Genomic DNA, 11,255 nt, shown 5'->3' with positions numbered 1-11,255 from the left:
ACCGACAGCGCCGGATGCACCTGGGCCAGCGCCGCCCCGAAGGCGTAGACGCCCGCCGCGGTCAACGCGGCCACCAGCACCACGGTGGCGATCCCGGTGCCCCACGGGGTCGGTTCGGAATAGCCATAGCCATAGGGTCCGTCGGGTGGATGGCTCACTGGGTCCGCACTCTCTCGTAGAAGGCCATGGCGGCCGCGGTCGCCACATTAAGCGAATCGGTGCCCGGCGTCATCGGGATGCGGGCGCGAGTATCGCTGGCCCGCATGGTCTCCTCGGTGAGACCGGGGCCCTCCGCGCCGAGCAGCAGGGCGACCCGGTCGCCGGTCATGGCGGTGGCGAGGGTGTCGGCCTTCGGATTCGGGGTCAGCGCGATGATCTGGAAACCCTTGTCGCGCAGCACGTCCAGACCGTCCGGAAAGGGCGGCAGCTGGGCGAACGGGACGCGCAGCACGTGCCCCATGGACACGCGCACCGCGCGCCGGTACAGCGGATCCGAGCAGCGGTCGCCGAATAGTACGGCGTCCGCGCCCAATCCGGCGGCATTGCGGAAGATCGAGCCGATGTTCTCGTGATCGTTGACGCCCTCGAGCACGGCGACCGTGCGCGCCTGCGCCAGCACCTCGTCCACGGTGAGCTCCCGCGGCCGGTATGCGCCCGCGAGCACGCCCCGATTCAAATGGAATCCCACCACCTGCGCCATCACCTCGGCGCTGGCCTGGTAATACGGAATATCGATTCCGCCGAGATCGGCTTCCAGCTGTTCATATCGGCGTTCGACACCTAGCAACGCGAACGGCGTGAACCGGGAGGCCAGCATTCGTTGCACGACGACGACGCCTTCGGCGATCACCAAACCCTTGCCGCCGGGCAGGTCGGGCCGCCGATCGGCATTGTTGAGATCACGGAAATCGGCGACCCGTGGATCGCCGGGATCGTCGATAGGGATTACTTCGGCCATCGGCCCAATTCTGCCTCCGCTGCGGCCGGGTGATTCTTCGGGGCATAGGGTGATCGAGACCCCGATCCCGATCCACATGAAGAGGACAGCCCATGAGCAGCAAGCCGGAAATCGAGTTTCAGGACGGCCCCGCCCCCGTTGAGCTCGTGATCAAGGACCTCGCAGTGGGCGACGGCGCGGAAGCCAAGCCGGGCGACAACGTGACCGTGCACTACGTGGGCGTCGAGTACGACACCGGCGAGCAGTTCGACTCCTCGTGGGACCGCGGCGAATCGATCACCTTCCCGCTGCGCGGCCTGATCCAGGGCTGGCAGGACGGCATCCCGGGCATGAAGGTCGGCGGCCGCCGCCAGCTCACCATCCCGCCGAAGCTGGCCTACGGCGAGTCCGGCGGCCACCAGCTCTCCGGCAAGACCCTGGTCTTCGTCATCGACCTGGTCGACGTACTGAACTGACGCTGCGCGTCGAACAGACAAAACATGCCCGCCCGCACTGGAAAGTGCGGGCGGGCATGGTGTTTGGGTGGGGGCGTACGCCGCCGACGCTCCCGGATATCCGGAGCGAAGCCCCTGGGGCTTCGGACCTGGAATGGCCCCGGCGCCGACGCTCCCTGGTATCCGGAGCGAAGCCCCTGGGGCTTCGGACCCGGGATGGCCCCGGCGCCGACGGTCCCGTGTATCCGGAGCGAGGCCCTGGGAGGTTCGGACCCGGGATGGCCTCGGAGTTTCCGGTTTCGGGTGGGCCGCGGGAGCTTTCGGGGTCCCGGGCGTGCGCCGCGGTGTCCGGGGGCGCGGGGGCTGGGCCCCCGCACCCTCTTTTTGGGGGTCTGGGGGCTCGCCCCCAGTTACCTCACACCTTCACCACGATGCTGCTGATGATCTTGTCGGCGAAGGTCTGGCGTTTGGCGTCCCAGAGGGGCCAGAGCCAGCCGAGGTAGCAGGCCAGGCTGTCGACGATGTGGCAGAGCTGGCGGACGAAGGCCATGCCGAAGCCGAGGGGTTGGCCGTCGGCCTCGCGGATCAGCCTGATGCCCAGCATCTTCTTGCCGGGGGTCTGGCCGCTGGTGCCTTCCATGTAGATGAAATACAGCCCGCCGATGAACGCGATGAGCGCACCGATGAGGATCAGCACGAGGCCACCGGCGGACAAGCCGCCCGAGCACGACGTGCTGTACGAGGAGTCGGTGGAGTCGTTGACGCAGTTCATATCCTTCGAGCCGATCGCGAAGCCGATCCCGTAGAAGATCGCGGCGGGCACGCCGATGATCAATCGGTCGACGAGGAACGCGCCCACCCGCGCACCCCAACTGGCATAGGGCTGTTGCGGAAAGGCGTTGTAGCCGGGCGGATACCCGCCGGGCTGACCGGGATACCCGCCGGGCTGGCCCGGATATCCGCCGGGGGGCTGCTGCCCGAATCCCGGTGGCTGCTGTCCGTAGCCGGGCTGTTGCGGCTGCTGCGAGTAGGGATCGTTGCCGTACGTCATCGGATCCTCCCCAGGGGGATGCGGGGGTATTGCCCCCCGCATTGTCTCCTGAATTACGAACCTACGACGGCATTCATGATGGTTCCACCGCTGGTGGCGACCGCGCCGCCCATCATGGCGTTGGCGATCATCTTCGGGGAGGCCGAGCCGCCGCCCCACTTCTCCCAGGCGAAGCGCCCGCCGCCGTACGTGATCGCCGCGATTCCGGACATCTGGGTGAACCAGGTGAAGTAGCGGAACATCTTCATCATCTTGTCGGCCATGGGCGGGGTTTCCGCGGTGGGATTACCCATCTGGGCCAGAACCGTGCCATACATGTCGTGCGCGGCCATCAGCATGCTCACGATCGTTTCCTCTCCGGTACCGGGGCGCTGGGTGAAGCCAGGGGAACGGATAGAGCGGACGAGATTCCGAAACGGGTCGATTAGAGCAATTCGGGCACAGTGTAACCCGGTGAACCGCCGATTGTTGCCAATTGTTTGCGAACGTTATTCGCGAATGATGTCGACGGGGTCGGACAGGGCGGCCGAAATGGCCACCTGCTGCGGCACTCCGAGCTGGGGGAGCGCGCCGAGCGCCTGATTTGTCTGGTTGCCCAGTACTTTCGTGACCGACTGCAACTGCGTCACGCCGCCCGTGAGCGCCTGCATGGCCGCGACCAGCTGGGTCCCCGCCTGATCGGCGATGGCCGGAATCTGCTGCGCCAGCGACGCGCCCTGATTCAATTGCGCGCTCGCGTCGTTCAGCCTGCTCGCGGCATCGCGCAGCAGCTGCCCCACCTTGGTATCCGGAGTGACTTGCGTGCCGGTCAGATTCGCGAAACCGCTCAACTGGGCATCCGCCTGATTGGCGATGTTCTGCAGCGCCTGCAACTGGGTGATGACACTCGCCAGCTGCGGATCATTCGCGAACGGCAGCGCCTGCAACAGCGGCACCACCAGATTGAGCCCGCCCGACAACGCGCCCGCCGACTGGGCGACCTGCCCCATCGTGACCCCGGTCGAATCCAGCGCCGTGGCAAGCTGATTCGCCTGCGTGGTCGCGGCCGACAGGGTGCCGTTGAGGGCGTCGATGCCGGAGGTCAGCTGTCCCGCACCGGCTTTCGCCTGATTCAGGAAGTCCATCATCTGATCGGCCCCGCCGGAGAACTGCGACGCGCCGTCGGCGGCGGCCTGCACGCCCGCGCTCAGCAACTGCGAGGTCCCCGCGATCTGCGAGACCTGCAGCCGCGCGGTGTTCATGGTCGAGAACAGGGTGTCCAGCCCGGCCGCGCTGATCTTCTTCGTCACCTCGTTCACGGCGTCGTTGACCAGGTTCGCGTCGGCCCGCTGGTGCGTGGCCACGGTGACCTGCGCCTTCTTCGGCTTGTCGGTGGCCAGCGACTTGATGTCGGCGGTCAGATCCGCGGGCAGGGTGACCACCGCCGCGTAATCCTTGGTGTCGGCCTCGGCCACCACGTCCCAGTGCCGGTTCGTGCTGTCCTGCAGTTCCTTGGCGATGCGCGCGCCCAGCGGCCCGTTGTCCTTACTGACCAGCGCGACCGCGGTGGGCGCGGAGCGCAGCCGCAGCACACTGAGGGTGCCCGCGGTGACCGCGGCGGCGAGCAGCAGGACGATCAGGACCCAGCGGGTGCGTTTTCCGAACACCATTCAGACCGTAGAGGTCTCCCATGGCGCTACCTCTGATGAAGGTCTGAGAGTTCGGTAAAGACCGGTCGATCCGGCAATTCCAGCACCAGCCGCGCCCCGCCCAGCCTGCTGTCCTCGAAATACGCACGACCACCGTGCAATTGGGCCTGCTGCGCCACCAGCGCCAGCCCCAGCCCGGAACCGCCCTTGGCGGCCTGACTGCCGCGGAAGAATCGCTCGAACACCGCGGCCCGCTCGTCGAAGGGCAGGCCGCGCCCGTTGTCGTCGACCGCGATCACGATGAACCCACCGGGTCGGCGATGCGCGGAGACGACCGCCTCGGTCGCCCCTCCGTGCTTGGCCGAGTTGGTGAGGGCATTGTCGACCGCCAGCCGCAGCCCGGTGGGCAGCCCGCGGGTGATCAGTTCGGCATCGGTGTCGATGTACACCTTCAACTGCGGGAAGTGCCGCATGGCGTCGTGGGCGGCGGTGTCGCACAGCTCGGCCACATCGGTGACCACGTGGTCGCGCTCATTGGTGAGGTCACCGGCGGCCAGCCGTTCCAGCGCGGCCAGGGTGGTCTCCACCCGATTCTGGCCGCGCTGCAGATCGGTGAGGATCTCGCGGCGCTGTTCCTCGTCGAGATCCAGGGTGCTGAGCACCTCGAGGTCGGTGCGCATGGCGGTGAGCGGGGTGCGCAGTTCGTGCGCGGAGACGGCGGCGAAGTCGCGGGCGGTCTCGAGCGCGGCGGCGGTCTCGGCCTGCGCCCGGTCCACGTGTTCGAGCATGGTGTTGACGGCCTCGGCGAGTTTGTCGGCCTCCTTCACCCCCGAACCGTCCACGGCCAGCGGGGTTCTCGGCTCGCCGCCGGGTCCGCGCTCGTCCAGCGCCTTGGTGAGTTTCACGATGGGTCGCACCGCGCGGCCGCCCAGCAGCCAGCCCAATCCGGCCGAGGCCGTCACCGCCAGCGCCGCGGCCAGATACACCCACTGCCGCTGCTCGTGAATGGTCTGCTCGGTCTGATTGGTCGGAATGCCCAGCGACACCACGCGTCCGGGCGGTTGCGCCTCGGTGGTGGTGAGCACCCGGTAGGCGTTGCCGTCGACGTCGACGGTGACCCGGCCGACCGGCAGCGGCGGCAACTGCACCGCCGTACTGGACACGGAGCCGTCCGCGAAGCGCACCGTCAGCGCCATTTCCTTGTTGGGCGCGAGCAGTTCGACCACATTGACGGCGAACACCGGCTGGATGAGCACCAGACGCGAGACCATCGTCAGTTGCTCGTCGGCCTGCGCCATATTGCTGCGGCCGATCGCGTAGATGGTGATCCAGCTCAGAATCGCGACGATGATGGTCGCGCCCAGCGCCGCCGCGGCCGCGACACGCAACCGCAGGGTGTAGGACCAGCGGCGGCCGACGCTCCTGTCGCTCTTGTTGAAAGCGCCTGCCGCCCACTTCATTTGGGTGCTCGCAGCACGAAGCCCACGCCGCGGATGGTGTGCAGCAGCCGCGGGCTGCCGTCGGCCTCCAGCTTGCGGCGCAGATAGCCGACGAAGACGTCGACCACATTGGTGTCGGCGGCGAAGTCGTAGCCCCACACCAGTTCCAGCAGCCGCTCCCGGCTCAACACCACGCCGGCGCTGCGGGCCAGCGTGGACAGCAGCTCGAATTCCCTTTTGGTGAGCTCGATCTCGACGCCGTTCAACAGGGCGCGATACCCGGCGACGTCGACCTCCAAGGGGCCCACCGTGATCGCGCCCGGAATGGCGGAGGCGGGCGCGTCGGTGCGCCGCCGCAGCAGCGCCTTGATCCGGGCGACCAGTTCGGCGAGCACGAACGGCTTCACCAGATAGTCGTCGGCCCCGGACTCCAGGCCCGCGATCCGGTCGTCGACCGAACTGCGCGCCGACAGCACGCAGATCGGGACCTCGTTGCCCATCGCCCGCAGGGCGGTGACCACGCCCGCGCCGTCCAGCACGGGCATGTTCATATCGAGAACGACCGCGTCCGGGGCGGATTCGTTGACGCTGCGCAGCGCCGCCGCCCCGTCCCGGGCGATCACCACCCGGAAGCCCGACAGCCGGAGCCCGCGCTCGACCGAGGCGAGGACGTCCTCGTCGTCATCGACAACCAGGACTGTGGGTACCTCGCTGCGTTCGGCCACGGTCTCCATTCTGGCAGCCGTGACCTCAGTAGTTGTTGCAGACGTCGGCGACCTGCTGGATGGTGGCGGCGATGCCACCGGCACGCGGGTCGGAAGCGGCCTGGTTGGCGGCGTCCGGGTGGTCGGCCAGGTACTGGTCGACCTCGGCCTTGCGCTGCGCGGGGCTCTGATCGAACTTGGCCTTCAATTCGGCCTTGGTGTCCGGGTTCTGATCCAGCATCGAGGCCAGCGCCGGGGCCTTGTCGTGCAGGGCGGCGTCCACCTGCGCGAAGCTGCAGGTCGAATTCAGCAGCGGCGCAACCAGATCCGTCGGGGAGGCGGACGCGGTGGCGGGCGCGAGGGCGAGGGCTACGGCGGCGACCGCACCGGCTCCGAAGAGCACCCCGGCACGGCGATTACGAACGAAGCTCATTCATCAGCCTTTCTTGACCCGGCGGGGGCCGGGTTCCGGCTGCGGACCTGACGATCCGCGCCCGCCCGACGTTAAACCACCCGGTTGGGACCGCGATGAGCGCTCTCTGAAAGAACTCTGAGGGACCTCAGGAGGTGGGAGCGGCCGGATCCACCGCGGTCGTATCGACTTCGGCGGGGTCGATGCGGCGGATCGGCATGGTCAAGGCCGCGGCGGCATCGGCGGCGGCGATGCTCTCCTTGTCCTCCATCAGGGTGACCGCGTCGCGGATCTGCTTCTCCAGGGTGGGCAGCATGGCGGCGTCGTCGATGGTGGGCGGCACCTCGTAGGAGTCGCCCGCGGCGATCTGGCGCATGGTGCGGCGCAGGATCTTTCCGGAGCGGGTCTTGGGCAGGGCGGTCACCGCGACCACGTCGTAGAGCGTCGCGATGGCGCCGACCCGTTCGCGGACCCGCTCGATGATCTCCGCGCGCAACCGTTCCGGCTCCAGGTCGACGCCGGTCTTCAACACCACGTAGCCGATCGGGCGCTGGCCCTTGAGTTCGTCGGGGATGCCGACCACCGCGGTCTCGGCGACCGCCGGATGCCCGGAGATGGCCGCTTCGATGCCGCCCGCCGAAAGCCGGTGGCCCGCCATATTGATGACGTCGTCGCTGCGACCCAGGACGAACAGGTAGCCGTCCTCGTCGAAGAACCCGGAGTCGCCGGTCAGATAGTGGCCGGGATAGGCGGAGAGATAGGAGCGCTCGTAGCGGGCGTCGTCGCGCCACAGGGTGGTCAGCGTGCCGGGCGGCAGCGGCAGCCCGATGACGATGTTTCCTTCTGTATTAGGGGCGACCGCATTGCCCTCGGAGTCGAGCACCCGCAGCCGGTAGCCGGGCACCGGCACCGAGGCCGAACCGGCCTTGATCGGAAGCTGCTGCAGCCCGAGCGGATTGGCGCAGATCGGCCAGCCGGTCTCGGTCTGCCACCAGTGGTCCACGACCGGGCAGTCCGGATAGTCGGCGAGCAGGGTCTCCACCGACCATTCGTAGGTGGCCGGATCCAGCCGCTCGCCCGCGCAGAACAGGGCCCGCAGCGAGGACAGGTCGTGCCGGTGCGCGGTGGCCGCGTCCGGATCGGCGCGGCGGATGGCCCGCAGCGCGGTGGGTGCGGTGAACATCACGTCCACCTTGTACTCGTCGACCAGCCGCCAGAAGGTGCCCGCGTCCGGCGTCCCGATCGGCTTGCCCTCGTAAAGAATGGTGGTCGCGCCGACCAGCAGTGGCGCGTACACGATGTAGGAGTGCCCGACCACCCAGCCGATATCGGAGGTGGTGAGCATGGTCTGCCCCGGACCGACCTCGTAGATATTGCGCATGGACCAGGCCATCGCGACCGCGTGCCCGCCGTTGTCGCGCACCACGCCCTTGGGCTTCCCGGTGGTCCCGGAGGTGTAGAGGATGTAGAGCGGATCGGTCGCGGCCAGCGACACCGGCTCGGCCGGTTCGGCCCCGATCTGCGCCTGGTCCCAATCGAGCCAGCGGGCGGCGATGCTCTCGCTGGAGGCGGGCAGATGCTCGGTGGCGGCCTGCTCGGCGGGAAAACGAATGGTGGGGAAGCCTTCTCGCTGCTTGACCAGTACGGTTCTGGGCGCCGTGGTCTGCGCGAGGTCGAGGGCGGCCAGCACGATGGGCGGGTATTCGATGCGGCGGCCGGGTTCCAGCCCGCCGGAGGCCGTGATAATCAGCACAGGTTCGGCGTCGTCGATGCGGGCCGCGAGCTCGTGGGCGGCGAAGCCGCCGAAGACCACCGAATGCACCGCGCCGATGCGGGCGCAGGCGAGCATGGCGATCACGGCTTCGGGAATCATCGGCATATAGATGACGACACGGTCACCGGTCTTGACGCCCAGCCGCAGCATGGAACCGGCAAATCGGGCGACTTCGTCGAGCAGTTCCCGATATGCGTAGATCCGCCTGGACCCGGTCATAGCCGAGTCGTATATTAGGGCCGGTTGTTCGGCGCGACCTCCCTCCTGACCGCCGGAAGTGCCGTCGGGAGTTGTGATCTCGCGCACATGCCGATCCAGCGCGTTGTAGGAGGTGTTGAGGCGAGCGTCGGGAAACCAGCGCGCCGTCGGACGGGCCGCGGTATCGAGAATCTGGGTGGGAGGCACATCCCAGCTGATGGCATCGGCCGCGGTGCGCCAGAACTCCGAGGGATCGACCAGGCTCAGCTGATACGCCGGTCGGTACTCGTGCTTCGCGTTCAACCCGGTGACTCCCTAGCTCCGCCTGTTGTCCTTGAGATGCGCTGAGATGCCCGCCTCGATAGATCGACCTGATTGTGGCAGACTTCACGCGACGTCCGGGCGGACGCCGCGACCTTTGATTTTGCCTGCAAATGGCTGGTCAGGGACCGGTGGTTGCCAAGAGGTCACACAAGAAGTTATTGATCCGTTAGAATCGCATGTCACATATTTCGGCCGTCATGGACGCAATTTCTCGGCCAGCCGCCGTTCTCGGCCAGCTCCGTCTGACGGGCCAAGCGTGCGATCGCGGAGGCTCGCTGATGGCGCGTGGCTGGGGCCAGTTTGGAAAGTGAGTGGGAGATGCGTGACGCCGCTAGGTCCGGCAGCAATAAGCGCTGGGCGCTGAGCAACTGGGACCTGCGATGGAAGGTTACGGCGGTCCTCGCCGTGCCGCTGTTGGTCGCCGTTGTGCTTGGAGCGTCCAGGATCTCGGCGGAGTTCGCCGACTCCAGCCGACTCTCCACGGCGACCGACCATGTCGGGGTGATCCCGGCGATCACCGGTCTCAGTGCGGACGCGGCGCAGGTCGCGGGTGGACAGATGGTCATGCTGGGCCCGACCCAGTCGCTGACGTCGGACCCCGAGCTCGCGCAGTTGGATACCGCCATCTCCTTCGCCGAGAAGGCCTCCTCACGGCTGAGTGACCTGCCCAGTGCCCGTCAGGCGCTGGACGAGATGATCTTGGGCGCCAAGAAGATCCGGGCGCAGGGCCTGGCCCCGTCCTCCTCGATTCCGGACACCGTCGCGGCGGTCGAACGCATTCGTGGCAACAGCGTCAAGACCGTGGAGAACATCGTCTCCACCGTCGCCGACAAGTCCGTGGACCAGTCCAAGCTGCGCCTGGTCGACTCGCTCAACTCGCGCTGGATGCTGTTCAACGAGGTCGCCGGCATGGCCGAGGCCCTACGCAACAATCCGAAGGATGGTCTCAAGGACATCCAGATCGGCGTCAATACCGAGCGGCAGATGCTCGCCGTGCTCGCGCACCGCTTCCAGGACGGCGACCAGATCATCGCCGATCTGCAGCGCGGCGCCGACACCCGCGTGCAGCTGGTCAACGGACCGCAGGCGCAGGCCGGGCAGCTGCCGGTGGCGGAGCTGAAGGACTCGCTGGTCGCGAGCATCAACAGCTATCAGACCATCGCCACCAACTCGACCAAGGACATCGTCTCCCGAGTCGACGACCTGGCCTCCACCGCCCGCTCGGACGCCATTCGCTACTCGATCATCGTCATCGCCACCATCCTCGGCGCCATGGCGCTGGCCGTGCTGATCGCGCGCGCGATGATCGTCCCGCTGCGCCGCCTGCGCCTGGCCGCCCTGCGCGTCGCCGAATACGACCTCGGCCAGGAAGTTTCCGCGCTGCGTGACGGTGCGGACCCCGAAGACGTTCCGCTGGAACCGATGCCGGTGCACACCGATGAGGAAATCGGTCAGCTCGCCCGCGCCGTCGACGACATCCACGGTCAGGCGCTGCGCCTCGCGGCCGACCAGGCCGCCATGCGTACCCAGGTCAACGACATGTTCGAGACCCTGGCCCGCCGCTCCAAGTCCCTTGTCGACCATCAGCTCTCGCTCATCGAGGCGATGGAGTACGACGAGAAGGACCCGCGCCTGCTCGAGAACCTCTTCCGCCTCGACCACCTCGCCGCCCGTATGCGGCGTAATGGCGACAACCTGCTCATTCTGGCCGGCACCAAACAGCGCCGGACCAAGTCCGCGCCGGTCGAGATCGCCGACGTGCTGCGTGCCGCCATCTCCGAGGTGGAGGACTACGAACGCGTCAAACTGGGTGCCACCCCGCGTGGTTCGCTCGTCGAGCCCGCCGCCTCCGACCTCGCGCACCTGTTCGCCGAGCTCCTGGACAACGCGCTGCGCGCCTCTCCGCCGGAGACCGACGTCAAGTTCACCTTCGCCCAGGCCCACGATCAGGGTCTGCTGATCGAGGTCGCCGACCGCGGCATCGGTATGCCCCCGGCCGAGATGGCCGAGATCAACCGCCGACTCGAGGCCGTGGCCGAGGTCGGCCCGGACACCGCACGCCACATGGGTCTGTTCGTGGTCGGCCGCCTGGCCGAGCGCCACGGCCTGACCGTGCGCCTGCGCCCCACCTTCGACACCGCCCGCGATCCGGGTGTGACCGTCACCGTGCACGTGCCCAAGCCGCTGATCGTGGCGGCGGGCGGCGCCATCTCGGTGCCGCCGCAGCCGCAGGACGCGCCGCAGCGCCCGCAGCCGGCTCCGGCCGCGCAGGGTGCGGGCAACCAGGCCGGCGCCGCCGCCTCCATGCAGATGCGCGCGGTCACCCGCACGGC

Annotated in this window: 11 protein-coding genes; 2 read left to right on the top strand and 9 right to left on the bottom strand. The window is 68.0% G+C overall.

Translation table 11 applies throughout. From position 1 onward, the window contains the following. A partial coding sequence (locus ACWELQ_RS23905; protein ID WP_452399275.1) for a DUF2537 domain-containing protein occupies nucleotides 1-158 on the bottom strand: 158 nt, incomplete at its 3' end. After that, nucleotides 155-958, bottom strand: coding sequence for a TrmH family RNA methyltransferase (locus ACWELQ_RS23900; RefSeq protein ID WP_452399273.1), 804 nt, complete (start codon nucleotides 956-958; stop codon nucleotides 155-157). The genes ACWELQ_RS23900 and ACWELQ_RS23905, both read right to left, overlap by 4 nt. A gap of 92 nt (nucleotides 959-1,050) precedes the next feature. Between ACWELQ_RS23900 and ACWELQ_RS23895 the strand changes: the two genes are divergently transcribed. Next, the gene (locus tag ACWELQ_RS23895) at nucleotides 1,051-1,413 is read left to right on the top strand and encodes an FKBP-type peptidyl-prolyl cis-trans isomerase (protein ID WP_452399272.1); all 363 of its coding nucleotides are present in this window, start codon (nucleotides 1,051-1,053) and stop codon (nucleotides 1,411-1,413) included. Nucleotides 1,414-1,807: 394 nt separating this feature from the next. On the opposite strand, the gene ACWELQ_RS23890 is transcribed toward ACWELQ_RS23895, so the two are convergent. The 7 genes from ACWELQ_RS23890 to ACWELQ_RS23860 form a co-directional block, all read right to left on the bottom strand. Next, nucleotides 1,808-2,443: an RDD family protein gene (locus tag ACWELQ_RS23890; protein WP_452399271.1), complete on the bottom strand. Its 636-nt coding sequence runs from the start codon at nucleotides 2,441-2,443 to the stop codon at nucleotides 1,808-1,810. Nucleotides 2,444-2,496: 53 nt separating this feature from the next. After that, on the bottom strand, nucleotides 2,497-2,781 hold the full coding sequence (locus ACWELQ_RS23885; RefSeq protein WP_452399274.1) for a hypothetical protein: 285 nt from the start codon (nucleotides 2,779-2,781) through the stop codon (nucleotides 2,497-2,499). A 150-nt stretch (nucleotides 2,782-2,931) separates the two neighbouring features. After that, nucleotides 2,932-4,092, bottom strand: a complete 1,161-nt coding sequence (locus ACWELQ_RS23880) for a YhgE/Pip domain-containing protein (RefSeq protein WP_452399270.1) — start codon at nucleotides 4,090-4,092, stop codon at nucleotides 2,932-2,934. 26 nt (nucleotides 4,093-4,118) lie between these two features. Further along, nucleotides 4,119-5,531: a sensor histidine kinase gene (locus ACWELQ_RS23875; RefSeq protein ID WP_452399269.1), complete on the bottom strand. Its 1,413-nt coding sequence runs from the start codon at nucleotides 5,529-5,531 to the stop codon at nucleotides 4,119-4,121. After that, nucleotides 5,528-6,235: a response regulator transcription factor gene (locus tag ACWELQ_RS23870; RefSeq protein WP_452399268.1), complete on the bottom strand. Its 708-nt coding sequence runs from the start codon at nucleotides 6,233-6,235 to the stop codon at nucleotides 5,528-5,530. Before ACWELQ_RS23870 ends, ACWELQ_RS23875 begins: the two co-directional genes overlap by 4 nt. Before the next feature lie 25 nt (nucleotides 6,236-6,260). After that, complete coding sequence (locus ACWELQ_RS23865; RefSeq protein ID WP_452399267.1) at nucleotides 6,261-6,647, bottom strand: hemophore-related protein; 387 nt, start codon at nucleotides 6,645-6,647, stop codon at nucleotides 6,261-6,263. 127 nt (nucleotides 6,648-6,774) lie between these two features. Continuing rightward, on the bottom strand, nucleotides 6,775-8,901 hold the full coding sequence (locus ACWELQ_RS23860; RefSeq protein ID WP_452399266.1) for an AMP-binding protein: 2,127 nt from the start codon (nucleotides 8,899-8,901) through the stop codon (nucleotides 6,775-6,777). Between the two features lie 339 nt (nucleotides 8,902-9,240). Between ACWELQ_RS23860 and ACWELQ_RS23855 the strand changes: the two genes are divergently transcribed. Further along, on the top strand, nucleotides 9,241-11,255 hold a 2,015-nt coding region (locus ACWELQ_RS23855; RefSeq protein ID WP_452399265.1), incomplete at its 3' end, for an ATP-binding protein.

Source organism: Nocardia sp. NPDC004722 (assembly GCF_053601505.1).
Note: the sequence above shows the minus strand (reverse complement) of the source record. Positions and strands in the feature narration are given on the sequence as shown.